At 72.7% G+C, this 26722-nt stretch carries 20 protein-coding genes; 10 read left to right on the forward strand and 10 right to left on the reverse strand.

From position 1 onward, the window contains the following. Nucleotides 1-134 precede the first annotated feature (134 nt). The 3 genes from ACFC0G_RS37100 to ACFC0G_RS37110 form a co-directional block, all read right to left on the reverse strand. Nucleotides 135-3311, reverse strand: a complete 3177-nt coding sequence (locus ACFC0G_RS37100) for a protein kinase (RefSeq protein ID WP_376412726.1) — start codon at nt 3309-3311, stop codon at nt 135-137. A 148-nt stretch (nt 3312-3459) separates the two neighbouring features. Further along, nucleotides 3460-5919: a protein kinase gene (locus tag ACFC0G_RS37105; RefSeq protein WP_376412729.1), complete on the reverse strand. Its 2460-nt coding sequence runs from the start codon at nt 5917-5919 to the stop codon at nt 3460-3462. A 205-nt stretch (nt 5920-6124) separates the two neighbouring features. Beyond that, the gene (locus tag ACFC0G_RS37110) at nt 6125-7831 is read right to left on the reverse strand and encodes a glycerol-3-phosphate dehydrogenase/oxidase (protein WP_376412732.1); all 1707 of its coding nucleotides are present in this window, start codon (nt 7829-7831) and stop codon (nt 6125-6127) included. Between the two features lie 234 nt (nt 7832-8065). Here ACFC0G_RS37110 and ACFC0G_RS37115 point away from each other — a divergent pair, with 234 nt between their 5' ends. Both ACFC0G_RS37115 and ACFC0G_RS37120 read left to right on the forward strand, forming a co-directional pair. Further along, a complete protein-coding gene (locus ACFC0G_RS37115; RefSeq protein ID WP_376412735.1) occupies nt 8066-9307 on the forward strand; it encodes a nucleotide sugar dehydrogenase in 1242 nt (413 codons plus the stop codon). A 108-nt stretch (nt 9308-9415) separates the two neighbouring features. Beyond that, nucleotides 9416-9907 (forward strand): hypothetical protein, encoded by a 492-nt coding sequence (locus ACFC0G_RS37120; protein ID WP_376412738.1) that lies wholly within the window; start codon nt 9416-9418, stop codon nt 9905-9907. Between the two features lie 68 nt (nt 9908-9975). Here ACFC0G_RS37120 and ACFC0G_RS37125 read toward each other — a convergent pair whose 3' ends face one another. The 4 genes from ACFC0G_RS37125 to ACFC0G_RS37140 form a co-directional block, all read right to left on the reverse strand. Further along, nucleotides 9976-11100, reverse strand: coding sequence for a GuaB3 family IMP dehydrogenase-related protein (locus tag ACFC0G_RS37125; protein ID WP_024756695.1), 1125 nt, complete (start codon nt 11098-11100; stop codon nt 9976-9978). Between the two features lie 106 nt (nt 11101-11206). Next, nucleotides 11207-12709, reverse strand: coding sequence for an IMP dehydrogenase (guaB, locus tag ACFC0G_RS37130; RefSeq protein WP_376412741.1), 1503 nt, complete (start codon nt 12707-12709; stop codon nt 11207-11209). Nucleotides 12710-12866: 157 nt separating this feature from the next. Next, complete coding sequence (locus ACFC0G_RS37135) at nt 12867-13469, reverse strand: sigma-70 family RNA polymerase sigma factor (RefSeq protein ID WP_376412744.1); 603 nt, start codon at nt 13467-13469, stop codon at nt 12867-12869. Nucleotides 13470-13712: 243 nt separating this feature from the next. After that, nucleotides 13713-14324, reverse strand: a complete 612-nt coding sequence (locus ACFC0G_RS37140; protein WP_003948568.1) for a response regulator transcription factor — start codon at nt 14322-14324, stop codon at nt 13713-13715. Between the two features lie 433 nt (nt 14325-14757). Between ACFC0G_RS37140 and ACFC0G_RS37145 the strand changes: the two genes are divergently transcribed. After that, nucleotides 14758-15156, forward strand: coding sequence for a WhiB family transcriptional regulator (locus ACFC0G_RS37145; protein ID WP_376412747.1), 399 nt, complete (start codon nt 14758-14760; stop codon nt 15154-15156). Between the two features lie 86 nt (nt 15157-15242). On the opposite strand, the gene ACFC0G_RS37150 is transcribed toward ACFC0G_RS37145, so the two are convergent. Next, entirely contained in the window at nt 15243-16136 is an 894-nt protein-coding gene (locus ACFC0G_RS37150; RefSeq protein ID WP_376412750.1) for a LysR family transcriptional regulator, read from the reverse strand. 81 nt (nt 16137-16217) lie between these two features. Between ACFC0G_RS37150 and ACFC0G_RS37155 the strand changes: the two genes are divergently transcribed. Both ACFC0G_RS37155 and ACFC0G_RS37160 read left to right on the forward strand, forming a co-directional pair. Then, complete coding sequence (locus tag ACFC0G_RS37155; protein ID WP_376412753.1) at nt 16218-16904, forward strand: MOSC domain-containing protein; 687 nt, start codon at nt 16218-16220, stop codon at nt 16902-16904. Between the two features lie 28 nt (nt 16905-16932). Next, nucleotides 16933-17706 carry an SDR family NAD(P)-dependent oxidoreductase gene (locus ACFC0G_RS37160; protein ID WP_376412756.1) on the forward strand — a complete coding sequence of 258 codons (774 nt, stop codon included), beginning with the start codon at nt 16933-16935 and terminating at the stop codon, nt 17704-17706. Nucleotides 17707-17739: 33 nt separating this feature from the next. On the opposite strand, the gene ACFC0G_RS37165 is transcribed toward ACFC0G_RS37160, so the two are convergent. Next, nucleotides 17740-19263 (reverse strand): right-handed parallel beta-helix repeat-containing protein, encoded by a 1524-nt coding sequence (locus tag ACFC0G_RS37165; protein ID WP_376412759.1) that lies wholly within the window; start codon nt 19261-19263, stop codon nt 17740-17742. Further along, complete coding sequence (locus ACFC0G_RS37170; protein ID WP_376412762.1) at nt 19260-21077, reverse strand: DUF2264 domain-containing protein; 1818 nt, start codon at nt 21075-21077, stop codon at nt 19260-19262. Before ACFC0G_RS37170 ends, ACFC0G_RS37165 begins: the two co-directional genes overlap by 4 nt. Before the next feature lie 176 nt (nt 21078-21253). Here ACFC0G_RS37170 and ACFC0G_RS37175 point away from each other — a divergent pair, with 176 nt between their 5' ends. The 5 genes from ACFC0G_RS37175 to ACFC0G_RS37195 all read left to right on the forward strand — a co-directional run bounded on the left by ACFC0G_RS37175 (nt 21254) and on the right by ACFC0G_RS37195 (nt 26559). Next, nucleotides 21254-22360 carry a substrate-binding domain-containing protein gene (locus ACFC0G_RS37175; RefSeq protein WP_376412765.1) on the forward strand — a complete coding sequence of 369 codons (1107 nt, stop codon included), beginning with the start codon at nt 21254-21256 and terminating at the stop codon, nt 22358-22360. Between the two features lie 102 nt (nt 22361-22462). After that, the gene (locus ACFC0G_RS37180; RefSeq protein ID WP_376412768.1) at nt 22463-23779 is read left to right on the forward strand and encodes an ABC transporter substrate-binding protein; all 1317 of its coding nucleotides are present in this window, start codon (nt 22463-22465) and stop codon (nt 23777-23779) included. Between the two features lie 4 nt (nt 23780-23783). Next, entirely contained in the window at nt 23784-24671 is an 888-nt protein-coding gene (locus ACFC0G_RS37185; RefSeq protein WP_376412771.1) for a carbohydrate ABC transporter permease, read from the forward strand. After that, nucleotides 24668-25522 carry a carbohydrate ABC transporter permease gene (locus tag ACFC0G_RS37190; RefSeq protein ID WP_376412774.1) on the forward strand — a complete coding sequence of 285 codons (855 nt, stop codon included), beginning with the start codon at nt 24668-24670 and terminating at the stop codon, nt 25520-25522. Before ACFC0G_RS37185 ends, ACFC0G_RS37190 begins: the two co-directional genes overlap by 4 nt. A gap of 17 nt (nt 25523-25539) precedes the next feature. Next, nucleotides 25540-26559, forward strand: coding sequence for a hydroxyacid dehydrogenase (locus tag ACFC0G_RS37195; protein ID WP_376412777.1), 1020 nt, complete (start codon nt 25540-25542; stop codon nt 26557-26559). Nucleotides 26560-26722 lie beyond the last annotated feature (163 nt).

Consider the following 26722-nt stretch of genomic DNA (forward strand, 5'->3'; position numbering starts at 1 on the left):
CGTTCCTTCGGATGACAGGTTACGGAGGGGGGCCGGGACTGCGGAACCTCGGGGCTGCCATAGGAACAGCACTGTGACCAGGGGCCGATGACGACCCGGTACGACAGACGGATCAGCACCCCGGTCGGGACGGGTCAGCGCCCCGGGCGGAACCCCTTCGTGGCCTCGTCGTAGATCTCGGAGACCTTGTCGCGCTCGCTGTTCGGGCCGATGACCAGCACGAGGTGGTAGCGGCCGCCGGCGATGAGGGCGAGGTTCCGTACGGAGACCTGGCGCCCGGCGCTGTCCAGCCACCAGTAACTGCCCGTGGCCGTCGCCGTCGTGCCGATGTCGACCCGGCGGGACGAGTCCGTACCCGACCAGCTGGACACGCGCAACGGCTCCAGCTCGGGCTCCTTGGTGTTCTGGTACTCCAAGGGGTCGGACCCGTGGTCGGCGACCGTGTCCCTGCCCGGGACCACGATCATCGTGAAGTCGCCGCCCGTGTAGCGCACTTGCCCGGCGTCGTTGATCGGGCTGCGCCGCCAGCCGCTCGGGACCCCGATCCGGAAGCCCTCCGGGTCCTGGCGCAGGGAGTACCCGGCGGCCAGGGCGGGCGCCGACGGATCGGCCGCGGGCGGGGTCTTGGACGGTGTGGCGGACGGCTTGGTGGACGGTTCGGCCGACGGCTCGGCGGGCCGGTCCGTGGTCGCCGACGGGCCGTTCGTGGGTGCGGTGCCCGGCGCGGTGGTACGCGGGGACTGGCCGGCCGGCGGAGCACCCGCGCCGGGCTCCTCCTCGCCCGGCAGGAAGAACACGGCGTACGCCACGGCCCCGCCGAGCAGGAGCAGGACGAGGAGCAGCAGCGTACGACCGAGGGCGCGTGGCGAGTCCTCGCCACGGGCAGCACTCCGGGGCGCGCGGGGGGCTCGCGGAGCGCGGGGCGCGCGCTGGGGGATCTCCTCCGCGAACTCCGCCCGCGCGTCGGCGTGCCCGCTCTCGAATCCGGCCCCGTACCCGCCGTCGCGCGCGCCCTCGTACCCGCCTTCGTACGCGCCGTCGTACCCGCCGTCGTGCAGGGTCTCGGGACCGGCCTCGTGCAGGGCCGCCTCGGGCGGCGCGGCCGGCGCGGGGCGGGGGTCCTTGCCCCGCTTGTGACGGTGGCGGCCCGCCCCGGCTCCCGCGCCCGCGCCCTTGCGGCGCCGGCGCACCAGTTCGCCGCGGCGGCGCACGATCGGCAGCCGCGTCTCGTCGAAGGACGGCAGCGGTACGACTCCGAGGCCGGCCTCGGGCTCCGGGGCCGACCGCACGAGGGAGCGCAGCCAGCCGCGCAGCTCCTCGAAGTCGGGGCGCTCGGTGGGGTCCTGGCGCAGCAGGGACTCCACGACCGGGCGCAGCGGCCCGCACTCCTCGGCGAAGGCGGGCGGCTCGGCGCAGACCAGCTGGACGAGCTCGGCGGCGCTGTCCTCCGGGTAGGGCGCGTGGCCCTGGACGGCCCGGTAGAGGAGCGCGCCGAGCGCCCACAGGTCGGTGGCCGGGCCGATCGGCGGGGCGAGCCGCCAGTTCTCGTGCACGGGGCCGGCCTGCTCGGGCGCCCAGCGCTCGGTGACGGCGCCGACGACGGCGATCCGGGTCTGGCGGGCCCGCTCGGCGTCGAGGCGCGTGGTGGGGCCCCGGTGGACCTGGGCCGGTACGGCGACGCGCCCCTCATGCCCCGACGGCCCGGAGGCGCCGGCGGGCACCGGGAGGCGCGCGGGGTCCGGGGTCGCGGCCGTGTACCCGGCGGGCAGCGCCGGGCGGCCCGAGCCGGGCAGCACAGGGCCCCGGCCGGGTCCGGAGCCGCCGGCGGGGATCGGTCCTGAGCCGTCGCGCGCGGCGTGCGGACCGTCGCTCCAGTTGCCGGCCAGGTACACGCGCGGCGGCGGACCGGCCTGCGGGCCGCCGTACGCCGTACCGCCCTCGTCGTCCTCGTCGTCGTCGTCGTCCGCCGTCTGCGACCACCACTGCGGCTCGGGCGCGCCGGAGGCGGGCACCGGGGCCGGCGGGGGCGGAGGGGCGGGCGGGTCCGTCGGCGCGGTGCGCTGGCCGGGGAGCGCCCCCGCCTCGCCGAGCCGCGCCGCGGCACGCGCGCCCGCGCGGTACGCCGCGATGGCCCCGGCCCGTGCGGCCCGCACGTCGGCGGTGGGCGGCGGGGCGGCGGCCGGGGGCTCCGCCCCGGTCCGGGGCTCGGCCGAGGCCCTCGCCCCTGCGCCGTACGGGTCGGCCCCGTAGGGATCGGCCCCGTAGGGCTCACGACCGTAGGCGTCGGCTCCGGGCGCGTCGTCCTCGCCGGGGTCGGACGCACCGCCGTCGCTCTCGCCGCCGTACGGGTCGGGCCCGTACGGGTCGGGCCCGTAGCCGTAGTCGGCCTCCCCGAGAAGCTCGTCGTCCGAGTCCGTCCCGTACGAGAACTCCCCGGCCTCCTCGGCCTCCTCGACCTCCTCAGCCTCCTCGGCCTCCCGGTCGACCTCCTCGTCCGCCTCTTCCTCGTCGGCCTCGGTCTCGATCTCCTCGTAGACCTCCGCCTCGTACAGGTCGGAGCTGTACACCTCGGCGAACTCGGGCTCGGGCGCGAGCGGGAAATCGGGCTCGAACTCCCGGGACGCGAACCCGGACCCCGTCCCGGCCGTCGTCCCGGCCCCGAATCTCGCCCCGAACTCCTGCCCGTCGTCCCCCGGCTCCGGCACCGGCGCGTAGCCGCAGAGGGCCTCCTCCGCGGCGCCCACCGCGAGGCCCGTGAGGACGACCCGGCCGTCGTCGCAGACGAGCACGGTCCGGGCGGTGATGTTCCGGTGGACCCAGCCGTGGGCGTGGAGCGCGCGCAGGGCGGTGAGGACGTCGGCGCCGATCTCGGCCGCCCGGTACGGGTTCAGGGGCTGCTCGGCGAGGAGCGCGGCGAGCGGCCTGGCCGCCACGACCTCGCTCACTATCCACAGGGAACCGGCCTCCGCGAAGACGTCGAAGACCTGGTCGAGCAGCGGATGGTCGGGGATCTGCGCGGCGGCCTGGGCCGCCTCGATCGCCCGGCGCACGACGGGCTCGGCCGGCCGGCGGGTCGCCCGCCCCGAGCTCCCGTAGGGCTGGGCGGGGCCGTCCGCGCCGTCGAGCACCTCGGCGTCGACGAACTCCGGCAGCGGCACCTGGCGGACCAGGACCTCCTGCCCGCTGTACGTGTCGAAGGCGCGCGTCTCGGCGAAGTCGTGCGCCTCCGGGCCCGCGCCCGCCTCCGAGCCGGTCGGCGGCAGCGGCAGGCGGTAGCGGTCCGCCAGCACCCTTCCCGCGTAGTCGTCCACGACGCCTCCCCACGCGCGCACGCTGTCCCCCGTGGACCCGCGGATCCATCGGATCACACGAGTCCGTCAATTCCGGTCCGGCACCGTGCAGTTAGCGGCAATTGTCGGCTGCGTACGGTCCACGAGCTCTCACGATACGTGGCGCCGGTCAGTCCTTGGGGCTGAACGTGGCGAACGCCGTCTCCCGCAGCGTCCGGCACTCCGCGCCGTCCCACTCGTCCGCCTTGCAGGTGATCATGATGGAGTAGCCGTGCGAGGCGTCCACCTTGAAGCCGCGGTTGAGCACACGGACGGTCATGCCCTTCTGCGTCCGCTTGAACTCCCAGTCGGCGACGGTCGGGTAACCCTTGTAGGAGACCTGCTTGATGCCGATGTGCTCGTAGTCCTGGCTGGTGACGGCCACGCCGGCCTTGGCCAGCTCCCAGGCGCTCTGCGCGTTGTCCTTGGGGCTGTCGTTGAAGTCGACCTGGACGCGCGGGAAACCGCCGCTCTCGCTGAATATCACGCCGAGGGCGTACCCCGGTATCGAGCCGGGCTTGAAGGTGCCGGGCAGCGCCATGGAGAAGTGGAGCCGCTTGTTGGTGACGAGGGCGTACCCGGCGGGCAGCTGCGCGCCGGTGCCGCCGCTGGGCTTGCCGGACGGCTTGGTGCCGCCCTGCCCGGTCGTCGTGCCGACCGTCGTGCCCGTCGTCGTGCCCGTCGTCGTTCCGGTGGTGGTCCCCGTCGTGCCCGTGTCGCCCGTCGAGCCGCCGGAGCCGGCGCCCCCGGGCTGTGCGCCGCCCTGCTGGCCGGGGCCGCCGGGCGTCTGCCCCTTGCCGCCGGAGCCCTCGGATCCGCCGGACCCGTCCGCGTCGCCGCCGGACGCGCCGGCCGACGCCGTGGCGCCGCCGGTCCCCTGGCTCTGCTTGTCCTTGTCGCCGCCCCCGGTGAGGGAGACCGTCAGGATCGTGCCGAGCAGGGCGAGCACGGCGACCGCGGCGATGATGATCAGCGTGCGGCGCGGCACGACGTCGGTCAGCGACGCACGGGCCGGGGCCTGCCTGCCGCCGCCCTGCAGCGGCTCGGCCGCCTTCGGCCTCGGCTTCGCCTTCGGCTCGGCCTTCGCGGAGGCAGCCGCGTTGCGCACGGACTTCAGCGCGCCCCGCATCCGGTCGGCGGCGACGCCCGCGTCGGGCGTCCCGTCCCGGTCGGCGGCCGGGGCGACGGGAGCCCGGTCGGGTCGCGGCGGAAGGAGTATGGCCCGGGTGACCTCGGGCGAGATCTCCGGCGCGGCGGCGGGCGCGTCGAGCACGGCCCGCAGCAGGACCCGCGCGCGGGCGTCGTCGAGGCGCTGGGCCGGGTCCTTGGCGAGCAGGCCGTAGATGACCTGCTCCAGCTCGGGTCCCGCGTTCTTCGGCGGGTCGACCGGCTCGGTCATCACCGCCGTGAGGGTCGCGATGGCGGAGCCCTTGTCGTACGGCGGGCTGCCCTCGACCGCCGCGTACAGCAGGCCGCCCAGCGACCACAGGTCGGCGGCCGGTCCGGGCTTGTGGCCGCGGGCGCGCTCCGGCGAGATGTAGGAGGGGGCGCCGACGAGCATGCCGGTGGAGGTGATCGAGGGGTCGCCCTCGACCTGGGCGATGCCGAAGTCGGTCAGGACGACCCGGCCGTCCTCGGCGATCAGCACGTTCGACGGCTTCACGTCGCGGTGGAGGATGCCCTCGCGGTGCGCGGAGCGCAGGACGTCGAGGATGGCGAGGCCGACCTCGGCGGCGCGGCGGGGCGTGAGCACGCCGTCCTCGCGCACGGCGTCCGCGAGGGACTTGCCCTCGATGAGCTCCATGACGATCCACGGACGGTCGTCCTCGTCGACGACGTCGTACACGGTCACGGCGCCGTTGTTACGGATCCGGGCGATGGCCTTGGCCTCGCGCAGGGTCCGGGTGATGAGGCGTCGCTTCTCGTCGTCGTCGATGCTGGTGGGGAAGCGGAGCTCCTTGACGGCGACGGTACGTCCGAGGGTCTCGTCGACCGCGCGCCACACGGTGCCCATGCCGCCGCGCCCGAGGACCACGCCGAGCCGGTAGCGGCCGGCGAGCAGCCTGCCCTCGGTCACCGGGTCCTTGCGCATCCGGTCGCCGGCGAAGCCACTGCCCCGCTCGGCACGTCCGGTGCCGCCGTCGCCGTCCCCCGCGCCGAAGCCGGCGCTGCCGGTCGACGGCTCGGTGCCCCGCAGCCGGCCCGACACGCCGGCGGGCTCGCCTGAGGGCGCGTCGGACACCCCGCCAGGAACGGCGTCCCGGGGCCCGTCGACGACAGCGTCGCGAGGCTCACCGACGACGGCGTCCCGAGGCTCACCCGCCCCCGCGTCGCCCTTCGCGCCGCCGGCCTCGCCCTTCGCGCCGCCCGCGTCCTCGGCGCCGCCCGAGCCCTCGGCTCCCGCGTCGCCCACGACGTCCTCCGCGCCCGGCGCAGCGTCCGTGACCTGCGCGTCCTTCACGTTCCGCGGGTCCCGCTCCGCCTCGCGCGCGGCCGGGACCGCCCCTCGGTCGCCGTCGGTCGCGGCCCCCGCGGCGGCGTCCCGCCGAGGGTCCTTCGCCGTGTCCCGCGACTGCTCCGCCTCCGACATGCGTCCCCTCTGCGATCCCTGATCTCCGCCGCGTATGCCGCTTCCCGCGCGATGCGGTAACCCGCCCTGGAAGAGAGGCCATTGTCCCTCACCTCGGGACCGGTGCCGCCCCCGGGTCCGTACTCCGGGATGACGACGCCCCCGGACACCCTTCAGGTTCCCGCAGGATTCCGGACGACACGGACCTCCCGCCCGAGACGGCCCGTCAGATCGGCACGATGTCCGGCGCCCCGAGCCGTGCGGCGTCCGCCGTCAGGTCGTCCGGCTGCCGCTGCGACTCGCGTTCGGCCTGCACTCTCTTCTCGTAGTGCTCGACCTCCTTGTCGATCTGGTGGGCGTCCCAGCCCAGGACGGGCGCCATCAGCTCGGCGCACTCGCGCGCGCTGCGGGTGCCCCGGTCGAAGGTCTCGATGGAGATCCGGGTCCGCCGGGTGAGGACGTCGTCGAGGTGGCGCGCGCCCTCGTGCGAGGCGGCGTAGACGATTTCGGCGCGCAGATAGTCGTCGGCCGCCGCGAGCGGTTCCCCGAGCCCGGGGTCCCGCGCGATGAGGTCGAGGATCTGCTCCGTCATGGAGCCGTACCGGTTGAGGAGATGCTCGACCCGGACGACGTGCAGCCCGGTCCTGGCCGCTGTTCTGGCCCGGGCGTTCCACAGGGCCCGGTAGCCCTCGGCGCCGAGGAGCGGGACGTCCTCGGTGACACAGGCGGCGACGCGCTGGTCGAGGCCGTGGACCGCCGCGTCGACCGCGTCCTTGGCCATGACGCGGTACGTCGTGTACTTGCCGCCGGCCACCACGACGAGGCCGGGGACCGGGTGGGCGACGGTGTGCTCGCGCGAGAGCTTGCTCGTGGCGTCCGACTCGCCCGCGAGCAGGGGCCGCAGGCCCGCGTAGACGCCCTGGACGTCGTCCCGGGTGAGCGGGGTCGCGAGCACGGTGTTCACATGCTCCAGGAGGTAGTCGATGTCGGCGCTGGACGCGGCCGGGTGGGCCTTGTCGAGGTCCCAGTCGGTGTCGGTGGTGCCGACGATCCAGTGCCGTCCCCAGGGGATGACGAACAGCACGGACTTCTCGGTGCGCAGGATGAGCCCGGTGGTGGAGTGGATGCGGTCCTTGGGCACGACCAGATGGATGCCCTTGGAGGCGCGGACGTGGAACTGGCCGCGCTCGGCGATGAGGGCCTGGGTGTCGTCCGTCCACACCCCGGTGGCGTTGACGATCTGCTTGGCCCGGATCTCGTACGAGCCGCCGGACTCCACGTCCTGGACGCGCGCGCCGACGACCCGCTCGCCCTCGCGGAGGAATCCGACGACGCGGGCCCGGCTGGCGGCCTTCGCGCCGTAGGCGGCGGCGGTGCGCACGAGGGTGGTGACGAAGCGGGCGTCGTCCATCTGGGCGTCGTAGTACTGGAGGGCGCCGACCAGGGCGTCCTTCTTGAGGCAGGGCGCGACCCGCAGGGCGTTCCGCCGGGAGAGGTGGCGGTGCACGGGCAGGCCGCGGCCGTGTCCGGAGGAGAGGGACATCGCGTCGTACAGCGCGACGCCCGAGCCCGCGTAGAGCCGCTCCCAGCCCTTGTGCTGGAGCGGGTAGAGGAAGGGGACGGGCTTCACGAGGTGGGGGGCGAGCCGCTCCAGGAGCAGCCCGCGCTCCTTGAGCGCCTCCCGCACCAGGGCGAAGTCCAGCATCTCCAGGTAGCGCAGGCCGCCGTGGATGAGCTTGCTGGACCTGCTCGACGTGCCGGAGGCCCAGTCACGGGCCTCGACGATGCCGGTGGAGAGTCCTCTCGTGACGGCATCGAGGGCCGTCCCCGCGCCGACCACTCCGGCGCCGACGACCAGTACGTCCAACTCGCGCTCCGCCATGGCCGTGAGCGCCTCGGCGCGCTCGGCCGGTCCCAGTGTCGCTGTCCTCACCACTGCAGCCTCCCGTCGTCCCCCGGGCCTTTCCGGTTTCGATTCTGGCCCGGTCCGGTGACTTCAGCCACCGCCTCGCCGCCGTCCTGTGGATAACACTCGGCGACCTTCGGCCCCACAATGCCGCATATCGGTCATATTTACGCCTAGTCTGACATTGCGCTCACCCCGTTCTGTCCACCGGGGTTGCGCCTCGCGTCCCCTCCGGCTACTGGGAAGGACGGCCCACCCCCCATGCCCGCTGATCTCGCCGTCATCGGCCTCGGCCACCACGGACTCCCCCTCGCCCAGGCCGCCACCGCCGCAGGCATCGCCACCATCGGCTACGACACCGACCCCCGCCCCGTCGCCGAACTCGCCGCCGGCCGGTCCCCGGTCGACGGCTCGCTCACCGCCCCGGAGATCCGCCGGATGCTCGCGGGGGGCTTCCGGCCCACCACGAACACCGCCGAACTCGGCCGCGTCCGCACCGCCGTCCTCTGCGCGCCGACCCCCCTCGGCCCCGACCGCACCCTCGACCTCACCGCCGTCACCGACGCGGCCCGCGCCCTCGCCGCCCGACTGCGCCCCCACACCACCGTCCTCCTCGAGTCCCCGGTCCCGCCGGGCACCACCGAGGGCCTCCTCCGCGAGGTCCTCGAAGCGGGCTCGGGCCTCCGCGCCGGCCGCGACTTCCACCTCGCGTACTCCCCCGGCCGCCTCGACCCCGGCAGCCGCACCCACGGCTACGCCGGCACCCCCAAGGTCATCGGCGGCCTCACCCCGGCCTGTACGGAGTCCGCCGCCGCGTTCTACGGCCGGCTCACCGACAAGGTGGTCCGCGCGCGCGGGCCGCGCGAGGCGGAGACGGTCAAGCTCCTGGAGACCAACTTCCGGCACGTCAACATCGCCCTCGTCAACGAGATGGCGGTCCTCTGCAACGAGCTCGGCGTCGACCTGTGGGACGTCATCCGCTGCGCCGAGACCAAGCCTTTCGGCTTCCAGGCCTTCCGCCCGGGCCCCGGCGTCGGCGGCCACGGCGTCCCCGTCGACACCGTCGGCGCCCACCGCCCGCTCCGCCTCGTCGAACTCGCCGGCCAGGTCAACGAACGCATGCCCCAGTACGTCGTCCAGCGCGCCGCCACCCTCCTCAACGAGCACGGCAAGTCGGCCCGCGGAGCCCGCGTCCTGCTGCTCGGGATCACGTACAAGCCCGATCTCGCGGACCGTCAGGGCTCCCCCGCCGACGAGATCGCCCGCCGCCTCATGGACCTGGGCGCGGCCGTCAGCTACCACGACCCGCACGTCCCCGACTGGCGCGTCCGCGAACTCCCCGTCCCCCGCGCGGACTCCCTCTACGAGGCCGCCGCCCACGCCGACCTGACGGTCCTGCTCCAGCACCACCGCACCTACGACCTCCAGGGCCTCTCGGTGAAGGCCCAGCTCCTCCTCGACACCCGTGGCGCCACCCCCGGCGGCGCGGCCCACCGCCTCTGACCGGACCACCGCACGCGAAACCCCTGGGGCGCCGTCACAGGGGGCTGCTAATCTCCGGGACCTCTCGTTCGCACACCCGTGCGTCCACGTCCCTGGGGGATCCGCAGCATGAGCCAGCCCGTTCCGCCGCCCGGCAACCCGTTCGCCAACGGCCCCGCGCCCGAGCCGTACCCGATGGCGCCGCCGCCCGCGCCCGTCCGCGACAACGTGGGGCTCGGCCTGCTGGCCGCCCTGGTCGCGGGACTCGTCGCGGGCGGGGTGTACGGAGCCGTCATCGGCGGCATCGAGCGGGAGATCGGCTGGGCCGCCGTCGGTGTCGGCTTCCTCGTCGGTCTCGCCGCCGGCAAGGTCGGCGGCCGCAACCCCGTCCTGCCCGTCGCCAGCGCGGTCCTGTCCCTCGGCGCCGTCTACCTCGGCCAGCTCGTGGGCATCGCGGTCCTGGGCGCCAAGGAGCTGAACGTCTCCGCCACGGAGCTGTTCTTCGAGGAGTTCGGACTCCTGACGGAGGCCTGGAACGAGGGCAAGGACGCCATGACGTTCCTGTTCTTCGCCCTCGCCGCCTTCGCCGCCTTCTCGGCGGCCAAGAAGGCCGCCCGCTGAGCCGCGGGACACACGGCGAGGGGCCCCGCACCACCCGGTGCGGGGCCCCTCGTCACGTACAGCGGAGGTCAGCGCTTGTGCTGTGCGTCCGCGACGGTGACCTCGACGCGCTGGAACTCCTTGAGCTCCGTGTAGCCCGTCGTCGCCATCGCCCGGCGCAGGGCGCCGAAGAAGTTCATCGAACCGTCCGGGATGTGCGACGGGCCCGCGAGGATCTCCTCGGTGGTGCCGACGATGCCCAGGTCGACCAGCTTGCCGCGCGGAACGTCCTCGTGGACGGCCTCCATGCCCCAGTGGTGGCCCTTGCCGGGCGCGTCCGTGGCGCGGGCCAGCGGGGAGCCGATCATGACGGAGTCGGCGCCACAGGCGATCGCCTTCGGCAGGTCGCCGGACCAGCCGACACCGCCGTCGGCGATGACGTGCACGTACCGGCCGCCGGACTCGTCCATGTAGTCGCGGCGGGCCGCGGCCACGTCGGCGACCGCGGTCGCCATCGGGACCTGGATGCCCAGCACGTTGCGCGTGGTGTGCGCCGCGCCGCCGCCGAAGCCGACGAGGACACCCGCCGCGCCGGTGCGCATCAGGTGCAGGGCCGCGGTGTACGTGGCGCAGCCGCCGACGATGACCGGGACGTCCAGCTCGTAGATGAACTGCTTCAGGTTCAGCGGCTCGGCCGCGCCCGAGACGTGCTCGGCGGAGACCGTCGTGCCGCGGATGACGAAGATGTCCACGCCGGCGTCGACGACGGCCTTGGAGAACTGCGCGGTGCGCTGCGGGGAGAGCGCGGCGGCGGTGACGACACCGGAGTCGCGCACCTCCTTGATGCGCTGCCCGATCAGCTCCTCCTTGATGGGGGCGGAGTAGATCTCCTGCAGACGGCGGGTCGCGGTGGCCTCGTCCAGCTCCGCGATCTCGTCGAGCAGCGGCTGCGGGTCCTCGTACCGGGTCCAGAGCCCTTCGAGGTTCAGGACGCCGAGGCCGCCCAGCTCGCCGATGCGGATGGCGGTCTGCGGCGACACGACCGAGTCCATGGGAGCGGCCAGGAACGGCAGCTCGAAACGGTAGGCGTCGATCTGCCAGGCGATCGAGACCTCCTTCGGGTCCCGGGTGCGCCGGCTCGGGACGACGGCGATGTCGTCGAACGCGTACGCCCTGCGGCCGCGCTTGCCGCGCCCGATCTCGATCTCAGTCACGATGTGTGGCCTTTCCCTCTACGTCTGCGCCTACCAGTATCCCCGACACAAGCGTGGGGGGCGGCTCCGGCCACATGCCGGAACCGCCCCCACGCGTCGCGCTGTGTTACTTCCTGCTGTAGTTCGGCGCCTCGACCGTCATCTGGATGTCGTGCGGGTGGCTCTCCTTGAGGCCCGCGGACGTGATCCGGACGAAGCGGCCCTTGGACTCCATCTCCTCGATGGTGGCCGCGCCCACATAGCCCATCGTCTGGCGCAGACCGCCGACGAGCTGGTGCAGGACGTTGGCCAGGGGGCCGCGGTAGGGCACCTGGCCCTCGATGCCCTCGGGGACGAGCTTGTCGTCCGAGGCCACCTCGGCCTGGAAGTAGCGGTCCTTCGAGTACGACCGGCCCTGGCCGCGGGACTGCATCGCGCCGAGCGAGCCCATGCCGCGGTACGACTTGAACTGCTTGCCGTTGATGAACTGCAGCTCGCCCGGGGACTCCTCGCACCCGGCGAGCAGGCTGCCCAGCATGACCGTGTCGGCACCGGCGGCGAGCGCCTTGCCGATGTCGCCGGAGTACTGCAGACCGCCGTCGCCGATGACCGGGATGCCGGCCGCGCGGGCGGCGAGCGCCGCCTCGTAGATGGCGGTGACCTGCGGGACGCCGATACCGGCGACGACACGCGTGGTGCAGATGGAGCCGGGGCCCACACCGACCTTGACGCCGTCGACACCGGCGTCGATCAGGGCCTGCGCACCGTCACGCGTCGCGATGTTGCCACCGATGACGTCGACGCCGACGCTGGACTTGATCTTCGCCATCCAGTTCAGGGCGTTGCTGTTGTGGCCGTGGGACGTGTCGACGATCAGGAAGTCGACGCCCGCCGCGGCCAGGCCCTGCGCGCGCTCCAGCGCCTCGGGGCTGGCGCCGACGGCCGCGCCGACGAGCAGCCGGCCCTCGGCGTCCTTGGCGGCGTGCGGGTACTTCTCGGCCTTGACGAAGTCCTTGACCGTGATGAGGCCCTTGAGGATGCCGGACTCGTCGACGAGCGGCAGCTTCTCGATCTTGTGGCGGCGCAGCAGCTCCATGGCGTCGACGCCGGAGATGCCGACCTTGCCGGTGACGAGCGGCATCGGGGTCATGACCTCGCGCACCTGGCGGCTGCGGTCCGACTCGAAGGCCATGTCGCGGTTGGTGACGATGCCGAGCAGCTTGCCCGCCGGGTCGGTCACCGGGACGCCGCTGATGCGGAACTTGGCGCACAGCGCGTCGGCCTCGGCCAGCGTCGCGTCCGGGTGCACGGTGATCGGGTCGGTCACCATGCCGGACTCGGAGCGCTTCACGAGGTCGACCTGGTTGACCTGGTCCTCGATCGACAGGTTGCGGTGCAGCACGCCGACGCCGCCCTGTCGCGCCATGGCGATGGCCATGCGGGACTCGGTGACCTTGTCCATCGCCGCCGACAGCAGCGGAATGTTCACGCGCACGTTGCGGGAGATGCGGGACGAGGTGTCGACCGCGTTCGGGAGGACCTCGGACGCGCCCGGCAGCAGCAGCACGTCGTCGTAGGTCAGCCCGAGTGTCGCGAATTTCTCGGGCACTCCGTCGACGTATGCAGTCATGACACCTTCCCCAAATGGCCTTGATCGGTGCGGATGTCCATGCTAACGGGCCGAAGCCGTGTCTCATTCCACGATCAAGATCAGCCGGAAGCTTTGGACGTTTGTACGTGTACGAAAGGGCTGACAGGCCCCGGCAACACTTACTGTTCGGCCAGACTCACTGTTCGGCCAGCGCGCGGAGCCGGCTGAGCGCCCGGTGCTGCGCGACCCGGACGGCCCCCGGGGACATGCCGAGCATCTGCCCGGTCTCCTCGGCGGTCAGCCCGACGGCGACCCGCAGCACGAGCAGCTCGCGCTGGTTCTCCGGAAGGTTGGCGAGCAGCTTCTTGGCCCACTCGGCGTCGTCGCTGAGCAGCGCGCGCTCCTCGGGACCGAGGGAGTCGTCGGGCCGCTCCGGCATCTCGTCGGAGGGCACGGCCGTGGACCCCGGGTGCCGCATGGCGGCCCGCTGGAGGTCGGCGACCTTGTGTCCTGCGATGGCGAAGACGAAGGCCTCGAAGGGCCTGCCCGTGTCCTTGTAGCGCGGCAGGGCCATGAGGACGGCGACGCAGACCTCCTGTGCGAGGTCCTCCACGAAGTGGCGGGCGTCGCCGGGCAGCCGGCTCAGCCGGGTGCGGCAGTACCGCAGGGCGAGCGGGTGCACACGCGCCAGAAGGTCGTGCGTGGCCTGTGCGTCGCCTTCGACCGCGCGGCGTACGAGCGCGCCGATCTCCCCCTGCCCGGCAGGCATGGGGGAACCCACGGTCTCGTCGTCGCGCATCGCTCCATGGTGCCTCGACGCTTCTGCGTTCGCGGCACCGCGTCCGTAGTTGTGCACCGAAGCGTTATGAGCAGGTGCGCCGGAACTCATCTCCCGCGCCCTCCCCTCCCGCTCGACCGACTCGTCCCCGAGGAACTCCACATCTCAAGGATGCGGCATCGCGCGGGGAAGTGACACAAGCCCACCCCGTCCACCCCGCGGCGGGCGCGGATGCGGACGGGGATCTGGCCGGTGACCTGCGATTCAGCGCACCAGGCCCCAGCGGAAACCCAGTGCGACGGCGTGCGCCCGGTCCGAGGCACCGAGCTTCTTGAAGAGGCGCCGGGCGTGCGTCTTGACGGTGTCCTCGGAGAGGAAGAGCTCGCGCCCGATCTCCGCGTTGGACCGGCCGTGGCTCATTCCTTCGAGGACCTGGATCTCGCGCGCGGTGAGCGTGGGCGCGGCGCCCATCTCGGCCGAACGGAGCCGGCGCGGGGCGAGCCGCCAGGTCGGGTCGGCGAGCGCCTGGGTGACGGTGGCCCGCAGTTCGGCGCGCGAGGCGTCCTTGTGCAGATAGCCACGGGCACCCGCGGCGACCGCGAGCGCGACGCCGTCGAGGTCCTCGGCGACCGTGAGCATGATGATCCGGGCGCCGGGATCCGCGGAGAGCAGCCTGCGGACGGTCTCCACGCCGCCCAGACCGGGCATGCGTACGTCCATCAGAATCAGGTCCGAGCGGTCCGCGCCCCAGCGGCGGAGGACTTCCTCGCCGTTGGCCGCGGTGGTCACGCGCTCGACGCCGGGCACGGTCGCGACCGCGCGCCGGAGCGCCTCTCGGGCAAGCGGGGAGTCATCGCAGACGAGGACGGATGTCATGACTGACCTCCGTGGCTCTCGCAGCTGTTGCGCGTCACCTTGAGCCTCCAGGGCTGGTACGTATCGTCACCTGTGCGATTGACGCTCTCGGACACCTGCCCGATCGCTTGTTCTTTCAACCGCCTCCGCACACTCAACGACGGTCACTCGAAAGAGTTACGGGTCGGACGGCAGCCTTCGGCACTCTACGTGAGGAGTCGTAAGCGGAGGAGAGCGACGCGGCCCTTCTGTCCATCATCGAAAGCTATGCCCCATTTAGCGGGTTTTCTTCCCTTTTCGCAGTGTCTGTGGCTAGATTCGCAATGAGTCATATTTACATCTACTTCGACAGTAGTTGTACCTCCCCGACACGTCGGGGCCCGAGGAGCCCCGGCCGATCAGCCATCCACCCGCCCACCTATCCGTTCGACACGGTTTCAAGGGGACTAGCGCAATGGCAGATTTCTCCCGCCTTCCCGGACCCAACGCCGATCTGTGGGACTGGCAACTCCTCGCGGCCTGCCGCGGGGTGGACAGCTCCCTGTTCTTCCACCCCGAGGGAGAGCGCGGCGCGGCACGGAGTGCGCGCGAGAACTCGGCGAAAGAGGTCTGCATGCGGTGCCCGGTACGCGCGGAGTGCGCGGCACACGCACTCGCCGTGCGGGAGCCCTACGGCGTATGGGGCGGCCTCACCGAGGACGAACGCGAAGAGCTCATGGGACGCGCCCGGAACCGCCTGATCACGGCGGCGCCGACGGCCGCACCTGTCACTACCGTGACGTCCGTTTCATCCGTGACGTCCATGACGACAACAGCGGCGGCCGCCGGCCGCCCGATCGTGGAGCGCATGTGAAGGAACGTTTCCTCAACTCCTGAACGACCGAAGACGCCTGAACCGAGCACGAGCGAGTCGCGCCCACGCGCGCGGGGCGGTGTCGCCTACGCGCGCGTGGCGGCGCGGGTCAGTTCGTCGAGCGTGGCCGCGACGGCCGGGACCTGGGCAAGGTCCGGCAGGGTCAGCGCCACGATCTCCCGCTCCACGGCGGGCTCCACGGTCACGGTCCGCGCCCCCTTGGGCCGTACGGACTCGATGGCCAGCTCGGGCAGGACGGCGACGCCGAGACCCGCGCCGACCAGGCCCACCACGGCCGGGTAGTCGTCGGTGGCGAAGTCGATGCGCGGGGTGAAGCCCGCCTCCTCGCAGACGTCCACGAGCTGACGGCGGCAGCGCGGGCAGCCCGCGATCCAGGACTCCTCCGCGAGCTCCTCGATGCCGACCGACCCGGCCCCGGCGAGCCGGTGCCCCTCGGGCACCAGGCCCACCAGACGGTCCGCGAGCAGCGGGCGGACGACGAGGTCGTCCCACTCGGCCCGCCCCGCCCCGTACCGGAAGGCGAGGGCCACGTCGCAGTCGCCCTCCCGGAGCATGTCGATCGAGCGCGGCGGTTCCGCCTCGACGAGGGAGACCCGGGTGCCGGGGTGCTTGGCGCGCAGGGCGGCGAGCGCGGTGGGGACGAGGGTGGAGCTGCCGCTGGGGAACGAGACCAGGCGGACGCGGCCCGCCCGGAGCCCGGCGATGGCGGCGACCTCCTCCTCGGCGGCCGTGAGCCCCGCGAGGATGCCGGAGGCGTGCCGGACGAGGACCTCGCCGGCCTGGGTGAGGCGCATCTCGCGGCCCGTACGGATCAGCAGCGGGGTGCCGGCGGAGCTTTCGAGCGCCTTCATCTGCTGGCTGACGGCGGGCTGGGTGCAGCCGAGTTCGCGCGCGGCGGCCGAGAAGGAGCCGGTGGCGGCGACGGCGCGCAGGACGCGGAGGTGGCGGGCCTCGATCATGCGTTCAAGCATAAGGGAATCTTGGGTGAAGCGGCGAATATCCAGGCGATCCTTTGAGGGATATCCCCGTAAAGTGCCCGCATGACCTTGTTGAGCGTGAATGCGGGCCGGGCCAGGGCGGCGGAGTACACCGACTCCGCGTCGGGGATGACGGGCATCGACAAGCGGCCCGTCGACGGGCCCGTACGGATCGAGGCGCCCGGGGCGCCCGGCGTCGGAGGGAGCGGGGTCGCCGGGGACGCGGTCTGCGACCTGCGGTTCCACGGCGGCGACGACCGGGCCGCGTACGCCTTCGCCCGTGAGGACATGGACGCGTGGGAGCGGGAGCTCGGCCGCGCGCTGGCCAACGGCTCCTTCGGCGAGAACCTCACGACCCGCGGCCTCGACGTGAACGGGGCCCTGATCGGGGAGCGGTGGCGGATCGGCGAGGACGTCGTCCTCGAAGTGACCGGCGGCCGCATCCCGTGCCGGACGTTCGCGGGCTTCGTGGAGGAGAAGGGCTGGGTCAAGCGGTTCACGCAGTCGACGGCCGGACCCGGCGCGCTGCTGCGGGTGATCTCGCCGGGCGAGGTGCGGGCGGGCGACCCGATCACGGTCGTGCACCGGCCGGACCACGACGTCACCGTCGCGCTGCTGCACCGCGCGGCGACCACCGAACGCACGCTGCTGCCCGGCACCTTGGCCGCCGCGGAGTGGATGGAGTCGGGGCTGCTCGCGCTCGCGCGTCAGTACGCGGAGAAGTACGGGCGCGCGGACGGCGGGGCGTAGCCGCCGGGCGGGGCACTAACGTGCCGGTATGACGACTGCACTGATTACGGGCGCCACCGCGGGCATCGGGGCCGCCTTCGCACGGAGACTGGCGGCGGACGGTCACGACGTCGTGCTGGTGGCCCGGGACGTGAAGCGGCTCCGGGAGCAGGCCACCGAACTGCACGACCGGCACGGCGTGGAGGCCGAGGTCCTCTCGGCGGACCTGGCCGAGGAGAAGGGCATCGCCGCCGTCGAGGCGCGGCTCTCGGACCCGAAGCAGCCGGTCGACATGCTCGTGAACAACGCGGGCTTCGGCAACAAGGGCCGCTTCCTGGAAGTCTCCATGGCCGACGAGTTGAAGATGCTCACGGTGCACTGCGAGGCGGTGCTGCGGCTGACCTCGGCGGCGGCCGCCTCGATGAAGGGGCGCCGCCGTGGCGCGGTGGTGAACGTCGCCTCGGTGGCGGCCTTCGTGCCCCGCGGGACGTACGGGGCGTCGAAGGCCTGGGTCGTGCAGTTCACCCAGGGCGCGGCGCGGGACCTCGCGGGCAGCGGGGTGCGGCTGATGGCGCTCTGCCCCGGCTTCGTACGGACCGAGTTCCACGAGCGGGCCGGGATGGGGACGGAGAACATCCCGGGCTGGATGTGGCTCGACGCGGACAAGCTGGTGACGGCGGCGCTGGCGGACCTGGAGCGGGGGAAGACGCTGTCGATCCCCGACCCCCGCTACAAGGCCCTGATGGGTGTGGTGAAGCTGGCGCCGCGCGGCCTGCTCGGCGGGGTCTCCTCCAAGGCGGGCCGCAAGTACGGGCCGAAGTAGTGCCGTACCGGAGCTGGTAGTGCCGTACCGGAGCTAGTCGACGCCCGGTCCCTCGTACGCCCCGATGTTCGGAACCGTCGTCGCCGACACGGCGTTCCCGAACCAGTCCCTGCCGCCGTTGTCCGCGATCAGCGTGCCGGCGGCCAGGGCCGGGGAACCGGCACCGAGCCGCAGGTCGGGGCGGAGCAGGGGGTCGGCGTCGATGCCGCCGGGGTTCGGCCGGGTCATGGCGATGCCGTGGAAGAGGTTGTGCGAGAAGGAGAGCCCGGGGGTGGGGTTCTTGAAGGCGTAGCCGCCGCTCGCGCCCTCGTTGACGAAGACGTTGTTGCGGATCGACAGCTCGTGCTGGGTGGTGGCGGGGCTGCCGGCGTCGTCCTGGACGAGGTAGGCGGGCACGGTGGTCCTGTTGACGAACGTGTTGTTGTAGATACGGGTGTTGAGGATGGGACCCCAGCAGTTCTGGACGAGCCGGGCACCGTCGTCGACGCTGATGTTGTAACGGACCACCGTGTCGAGGGTCTTGGCTCCGCTGTAGGGGCAGATCAGCAGGAAGCCACCGGCGTTGTCGTGGCTGTGGTTGTACTGGAAGACGGTGCCCTTCGAGGCTCCGTCGGCGTCGAAGGACATGCCGTCCTTGGTGTTGCCGCCGCCCGAGACCTCGTTGTACTCGATGAGGGTGTCGTCGGTGTTGAAGGTCCAGATGCCCGCGTTGGCGGCCTGGGAGCGGAGCTGGAAGCCGTCGATCCTGTTGTGGTCGATCCGGGCGCCGCTGGTCGTGTCGATCTTGATGCCGTCGCCGGCGAGCGAGGTCAGCGTGTTGTGGTGGACCCGGACGCGGAGGCTCGGGGTCCAGGCGCCGGGGTAGGCGTTCGGGTCCTGCTGGTTGCCGACCAGGTCGCGCTTGGAGAAGCGGGACTTGAAGTAAATGCCCTCGCGGTCGACGTTCCGGATGTCGTTGTGGTGGATGTCGAGGCCGTCGTACCAGCTGGGGACGGTCGTTCCCTCGACGGCGACGTGGATCGCGCTGGAGCCGGTGAGGGTCTTGAAGTCGCCGCCGCGGACGTCGTGGATCGACAGGTGGTCGAGCGTGATGCCCTGCGCGGCGCCGTAGTCGGCCAGGCGGAGCCGGACGCCGTTGCGCTCGGTTCCGGGGGCGGCGGCGTTGGTGATCTCCAGTCGGGTCAGGCGCAGGTACCGGGTGTTGGCGAGGAGTACGGCGTCGTGGGCGCCGCGGCCGTCGATGACCGCGCGGCCGGCCGCGTCTCCGTAGTCGGCGATGGTGAAGGGGTGCGCGGCGGAGCCGGAGCCCTGGGGCTGGAGGGTGCCGACGCAGGTGGTGCCGCGCTTGAAGAGGAGCCGGTCGCCGGGCCCGTAGGGGTGGGCGTTGGCCTCGGCGAGGGTGGTCCAGGGGTGCTGGACGCTGCCGTCGCCCGTGCCCTGCGCCGAGCAGTCGACGTGGTGGCGGTGGCCGGGCGGGGCGGCGGCCTGGGCGGGGACGTGCGCGAGCAGGGGGAGTACGAGGGCGGCGGCGAGGGCGTACGCACGGCGCTGGGTCACAGATCCTCCGGAACGAGGGCGTCGAGGTCCAGTCGGGTGGTGGTGCCGTTCTGCCGGGTCACGTGCAGGGTGTGGCCGGTGACCCGGACGTCTGCGAGGTCGGCCACGGGGGCCGGGGCGGGTTCGGCGGTGAGGGAGGCGAGGGCGACGAAAAGGCTCTCGGGGCCGCGCGTGGCGCCGTGCAGGGCGAGGGCGCGGCTGCCCGGGCCCTGAAGGGTTTCCCCGGTGGGGAGTTCGGTCCCGTCCGGGCCGTAGCCGTGGACCGAGTGGAGCTGGGCGTGCGGCCCTTCGGGGGTGGTGGACCAGCCCGTCTGCCGTACGGGAGTCCCTTCCGGGGCGCCGAGCACGAGGTGGGCGCGGACCTCGGCGCGGCCGTGGGCGAGGGTCGCGGAGACGACCCGGACGCCGGGCAGCGGGTGATGGGCGGAGGCCGCCCAGCCGTGGCCGGTGCCGGCCGGGAAGGCGGTGCCGCGCCGGGTGGCCTCTCCCCCGACGATCAGGGCGAAGTGGTTGTCGGCGGGGGCGGATCCGGTGGTGGGGCCGGTGCGGGTGGAGTAGGCGTGGCGGGCGTAGCCGGGGTCGTCCTCGTCCGCTCCGGCACTGTGGACGTGGTTGCTGCCGTGGTTGTGGAGGCGTACGAGCCCGTCGGCGGCGGTCGTCTGGACGAGCAGCCCGGCCGGGGCGAAGGGGCGGACGGTGTCGGCCCGTTCGGCGGGCAGGGCTTCCTCGGGGTCGGTCCAGGCCGGGTGTCCGGCGGGCAGGAGGAGGCCGAGGAAACCCTTGGAGGCCCAGTAGGGGGAGCCGGGGCCCGAGTACTCCTGGACGAGGGGCGGGTACGGGCCGTGCCAGCCGAGCGTGAGCAGCCCGCGCTCGTCGGTGGCGCCGCGGTCGAGGAAGTACCGCAGGGAGCCGGAGGCGAGGCGGCGGGTCGCGCCGGGCGTGAGCGGGGTGTGGCCGGTGAGGGTGCCGAGCCAGGGGGCGGCGGCCGCGGCGAACCGGTAGATCAGGGAGCGCCCGTACGGGAGGGGGGCGCCGCTCGCGTCGAAGAGGTGGACGTAGTCGTCGAGGTGGCGGCGGAGGCGGGGGCCGTACCGGTCGAGGAGGGTCCGGTCGCCGGCGAGGTGGGCGTGGAGGACGGGGTAGAAGTGCAGGGCCCAGGCGTTGTAGTGGTCGAAGGCGCGGTTGTCGCCGTCGCTGTACCAGCCGTCGCCGAGGTACCAGTCCTCGACGCGGGCGAGGGAGCGGTCGATCGTGGCGGCGGCCCGGTCGGTCTCGATGCCGGCGTCCTGGAGGAAGCCGGCGACGGTGAGGCCGAAGAGCCACCAGTTGTTGTCGACGGGGGACGGCCGGAGGGCGGGGCGGAGCCAGTCGACGACGCGCTGGCGGGTGCGGTCGTCGAGGCGGTCCCAGAGCCAGGGGCGGGTGAGACGGAGGCCGAGGGCGATCGAGGCGGATTCGACGACCGCCTGGCGGGTGTCGGTGGTGAGGGGCCAGGAGTCGGGGTCGCCGGTGCCGGGATGCGCCGTCCCTGCGGTGAGGCCTTCGGCGTACCGGTCGAGGTGGCCGTGGGGGTCCTCGCCCTGGGCGCCCGCGACGCGGAGGGCCGCGAGGAGGAAGGTGCGGGCCCAGCCCTCCAGGCCGTCGGAGCGGGCGCCGGACCAGCTGGGGCGGGGTCCGGGGAGGTCGATGAGGCCGCCGCGGGGCGAGGCGTGGGGGCGTACGGCCAGGAGGAGGCGGTCGGCCGTGGCCTCCCAGTGGGCACGGGTCCAGCCGGTGTACGGACTGAGCTCACGGTTCTCGGGCGGCGTGGGCATGATGCTCCCTGAGGGCTCCCTGTGACGGCTGCGTCGCCCGGAATCCTGAACACGCTTCGATCGAACGTCAAGAGAATCGGAGCGAATGATCGAAACTCCCGTCGTTCGATCATTCCTGGACTAGAGTCGAGAGACCTGGTCCAGGGACCACCACCACCGCGAGGGGGAACCGCACCGTGCGCGAGAGTGCCGCCGAACGACACGACCGACTGCTGGCCCTGGTCCGCGAGCGCGGCACCGCCCGCGTCGCCGAACTGGCCGAGCGGCTCGGGGTCTCCCCCGTCACCGCCCGCCGGGACGTCGAGGCGCTGGCCGGGCAGGGCCTGCTCGACCGGGTGCACGGCCAGGTGTCCTGGCCCCGGGGGCAGGGCGCCCCGGGTGCGGGGCGGCCCGGCGAGGGCCTGGTCCTCGGCCTGGTCGCCCCCTCCGCCACGTACTACTTCGCCGAGGTCATCCGGGGTGCGCACGAGGCAGCGGCGCGCGCCGGCGCCCGGCTGGTGCTGCGCGTCTCGGACTACCGGCCGGAGGAGGACCGGGCCCGCACCGAGGGCCTGCTCGCGGCGGGCGCCGAGGGCGTCCTCGTCGCGCCCGGCTGGCGCGGGCCCGAGGACCGGCTCGCGTACGGGGACTGGCTGGCCGAACTGCCCGTACCGGCCGTGCTCCTGGAGCGCAGGGCCGAGCCGGGCAGCCCGCTCGACGGCCTGGACCGGGTCGTCTCCGACCACGGCCACGGCGTCCTCCTCGCCCTGCGCCACCTGCTCGGACTCGGCCACTCGACGCCGCTGCTGGTGGCCCGCGGGGACTCCCCGACCGCGCTCGCGGTGCGCGCCGGGTACACCGAGGCGCTGGGGACGCTCGGCCTGAAGGAACCCCGGCCGGTCATCGAGTCCGTGCCCGCAGAGGCGGACCCGGAGGGCTTCGAGCGGGCCGTGCGGGCGCTGTACGAGGCGGTCCGCTCGGGCCTGGCGGGCGCGGCGCTCGTCCACAACGACGTGGACGCGATCGAGATCGTGCAGCGCCTGGCCGAGCTGGGCGTGCGGGTGCCGCAGGACCTGGCCCTGATCGCGTACGACGACGAGGTCGCGGCCCTCGCCGACACCCCGCTGACGGCGGTCGCCCCGCCCAAGCGGCAGGTGGGGCGGTACGCCGCCGAGCTGCTGGTGGAGCGGCTCACCGAGGGGGAGTCGGAGTCCGGCGAGGAGGCGGCGCGACGCCATCTGAGCCTGCTGCCGCGCCTGCGGGTGCGGGACTCGTGCGGGACGAGCGGCAGCCGATCGATCTGATCTTTTTTCGATCAATCAATCTTTCGCTCTTGACTTCGGTCATGAACGGTCACAGGATCACGGCCACAACCTCCCAGCCGCCCCGCCCCCAGGAGCCGTGCCGTGACCCGTACTTGGAGCAGAACGTCCCGCGTCATAGCCGGCACCGCCACCGCCCTCGCCGTTCTCACGGCCTGCGGCGGCGGCGGTGACGACACCGCGAACAAGCCGAACGAGCCCGTGACCCTCACCTTCTGGGGCTGGGCCAAGGGCTCCAAGGACGTCGTGGACGCCTTCAACGCCTCCCACACCGACATCAAGGTGACCTTCGAGGAGATCCCCTCCGGCACCGCCGGCGGCTACGCCAAGATCTCCAACGCCGTGAAGGCGGGCAACGCCCCCGACCTCGTCTCCATCGAGTACTCCTCGCTCCCCGAGTTCGTGAGCTCCGGCGCCCTCCAGGACATCGGCGGCGAGTTCACCGAGGCCGACCGCGCCAAGCTGCTCCCGCAGACCGTCGAACTCACCACCCTCGGCGGCAAGTCCTGGGCCGTCCCCTTCGACGCCGCGCCGCAGGCCTTCTTCTACCGCAAGGACCTCTTCGCGAAGTACAAGGTCCAGGTCCCCACCACCTGGGACGAGTTCAGGAAGGCCGCCGAGCAGGTCAAGAAGGCCGACGCCAAGGCCCGAATCGCCACGTTCTTCCCCGACGACCCGACCACCTTCGAGGCGATGGCCTGGCAGGCCGGCGCCCAGTGGTTCAAGGCCGAGAACGACACCTGGAAGGTGAACACCACCGACCCGGCCACCACCAAGGTCGCCGGCTACTGGCAGGGCCTCCTCGACGCCGGGCTCGTCCACAAGAACGCCTCGTTCAGCCCCGAGTGGACCGGCTCCCTCAAGAACGGCACCACCATCGGCTACCTCGGCGCCTCCTGGGGCGCGGGCGTCCTCAAGGGCACGCTGCCCGAGCAGAGCGGCAAGTGGGCCGTGGCGCCCATGCCCAGCTGGGACGGCAAGCCCGCGAGCGGCATGCTCGGCGGCACCTCCTTCGCCGTGACCAAGGACAGCAAGCAGAAGGCGGCGGCCGTCGCCTTCGCCGAGTGGATGTCCACCACCGAGGAGGGCGTGAAGGCCCGCATCGCCTCCGGCACCTCCTCCGCCTTCCCCGCCGCCGCGAGCCTGCGCCCGGTCGCCAAGAAGGCCTTCGACGCGAGCTACTACGGCGGCCAGGACATCTACACCCTCTTCGAGGCCTCCGGCGCGTCCATCAACCCCAGCTGGGCCTGGGGCCCGACCACCGGCACCACCAACACCACGATCAAGGACCACTTCGGCAAGATCACCCAGGGCGGCCCGACCATCACGGAGGCCGTCAAGGCCGGCCACGACGCCACCGTCGCCGAACTCACCAAGCGCGGCCTGAAGGTCGAGGGCTGACCGGATGAAGGCCCGCACCCGCGCCGCCACGATCCTGCTGACCCCGTTCTTCGTGCTGTTCACCGCGGTGATGGTGGTGCCGATCGGCTACGCGGTCTGGCTCAGCCTCTTCACCGAGAAGCAGTCCGGACTGGGCTTCGGCGGCACCGAGACCGTCTTCAGCGGCCTCGACAACTACACGGCGGCGCTGGGTGACCGGGCCTTCCGCGAGGGCTTCGGCGTCCTGCTCGGATACTGCCTCCTCTACATTCCGCTGCTGCTCGTCGGAGCGCTCGGTCTCGCCCTCCTCCTCGACTCGGCCCTCGCCCGCGCCCGCCGCTTCTTCCAGCTCGCGCTCTTCCTGCCGCACGCCGTCCCCGGCATCATCGCCGCCCTGATCTGGGTCTACCTCTACACACCCCAGCTCAGCCCGGTCGTGAAGGCGATGGAGGCGGGAGGCATCGGCTTCGACTTCTTCTCCCCCGAAGGCGCGCTGCCCTCCGTCGTCAACATCGCCCTGTGGGAGTGGCTCGGCTACAACATGGTCATCTTCTACGCGGCCCTCCAGGCCATCGACCGCTCCGTCCTCGAAGCGGCCACCGTCGACGGGGCGGGCGCCTGGCGCATCGCCTTCTCCATCAAGGTCCCGCTGGTCAAGGCCTCGCTCGCGATGGTCGGCCTCTTCACGATCATCGGCTCCCTCCAGCTCTTCACCGAGCCGCTGATCCTCAACAAGGGCACCGGCTCCGCCGTCACCTCCACCTGGACGCCGAACATGTACGCCTACACCGCGGCCTTCGACCGCAACGACTACGGGCTCGCGGCGGCGGCCTCGGTCCTCCTGGCCCTGACGGCCGCGCTGCTCTCCTTCGCGGTGACGCGTCTGACGGGCCGGAAGGGGAAGAGGGCATGAGCAAGCCCCGCACCGGCACCGTCTGGCTCTCCAAGGCCGCCGTCAACGGCGCCCTCGTCCTCGCCGTCGTCTACATGCTCTTCCCCCTGGTCTGGCTGCTCACCGCCGCCACCAAGGACGCCGGAGGGCTCCTCGCCGGAGACGCCTTCTCCTTCGAGGGCTTCGACCTCGGCGGCAACCTCTCCCGGCTCGCCGAGTACAACGACGGCATCTACTTCCACTGGTACCTGAACAGCCTCCTCTACGCCGGATTCGGCGCCCTCGCCTGCTCGCTCGTCAGCGTCGCCGCCGGATACGCCTTCCACGTCTACGACTTCCGGGGCAAGGAGAAGTTCTTCGGCCTCGTCCTCCTGGGCGTGCTGGTCCCCACCACCGCGCTCGCCCTGCCGATGTACCTCCTCGCCAGCGAGGTCGGCATCGTCAACACCTACTGGGCCGTCCTGATCCCCGTCCTCGTCAACCCCTTCGGCGTCTACCTCTCCCGGGTCTTCTGCGCGGGCTACATACCCGACGAAGCCCTGGAGGCGGCCCGTATCGACGGGGCCGGCGAGCTGCGCGTCTTCTGGTCCATCGGCCTGCGCATGGTCATGCCCGGCTTCGTGACCGTCTTCCTCTTCCAGTTCACCGCCATCTGGAACAACTTCTTCCTCCCCCTGGTGATGCTCTCGGACCAGAAGCTCTACCCCCTGAGCCTCGGCCTGTACGCGTGGAACAGCAACGCCCACGCGGAACCCGACTTCTACCCCCTCGTCGTCACCGGATCCCTGCTCGCCGTCGTCCCCCTCGTCGTCGCATTCGTCTCCCTCCAGCGCCACTGGAAGGCCGGTCTGACGGCCGGCAGCGTCAAGTGAGGAGCACACGTCCCACGATGCACCCCGCCACTGACAACCGTCCCTCCCTCCTCCTCGCGATGGGCCCGGACACCGCGGAACGCCTGCTCAGCGACGCCCACCGGCGGCGCCTCGCGGCCCTCACCCGCACCGACCCGCACCTCGTCGCCCACGACCTCACCGCCCCGGACGCGCGGACCGCCGCCGCCCTCGCCGAGGCCGAACTCCTCCTCACCGGCTGGGGCGCGACGCCCCTCACCGCGGAGATCCTCGACCGCGCGCCCCGCCTGCGGGCCGTCGTCCACGCCGCCGGCTCCGTCAAGCACCACATCACCGAAGCCTGCTGGGAGCGCGGCCTCCGCGTCACGACGGCCGCCGCGGCCAACGCACTGCCCGTCGCCGAGTACACCCTCGCCGCGATCCTCTTCGCCGGAAAGCAGGTCCTCCGCTCCGCCCAGCGCTACGCCGAACTCCGCACCGACCAGGCCTGGCTCACCGAATCCGCGGCCTGGGGCAACCACCGCCGCACGATCGGCATCATCGGCGCGTCCCGCATCGGCCGCCGGGTCGTCGAACTCCTCCGCCCCTTCGACTTCGAGATCCTCCTGTACGACCCGTACGTGACGACCCCGCCGCCCGGCGTGGAGCTCACCGGCCTCGACGACCTGTGCGCCCGCAGCACGGTCGTCTCGGTCCACGCACCCCAACTCCCGTCCACGTACCGGATGATCGGCCCGGCCCAGCTCGCGGCGATGCCCGACGGCACCACCCTGATCAACACGGCCCGCGGCTCCCTGGTCGACGAGACGGCCCTCCTCCCCCACCTCCTCGCCGGCCGCCTCCACGCGATCCTCGACGTGACGGACCCGGAACTCCCGCCCCCGGACTCCCCGCTCTACACCCTCCCGAACGTCCTGCTCACCCCCCACGTCGCCGGCTCCCTCGGCAACGAACTCCACCGCATGGCGGACCAGGCGATCGAGGAGGTGGCGCGGTACGGGAGGGGGGAGCCGTTCGCGGAGGAGGTACGGGCGTCAGACCTCCAGCGCTCGGCGTAGGCGGTCGGCCTCTTCCAGAACCAGGGGCACCGCGCCGGGCTCGCAGTGCAGGACGGCCGGCAGCACCTCGTACCAGAGCCCCAGGTGCAGGGCGACCGCCGTGGACTCCCGGGCCCGGGCGGGCTCCGGATCGGCGACGGCGAGGACGCCCAGGGCCTCGGCG

Source organism: Streptomyces sp. NPDC056169 (assembly GCF_042268445.1).
GTDB lineage: Bacteria > Actinomycetota > Actinomycetes > Streptomycetales > Streptomycetaceae > Streptomyces.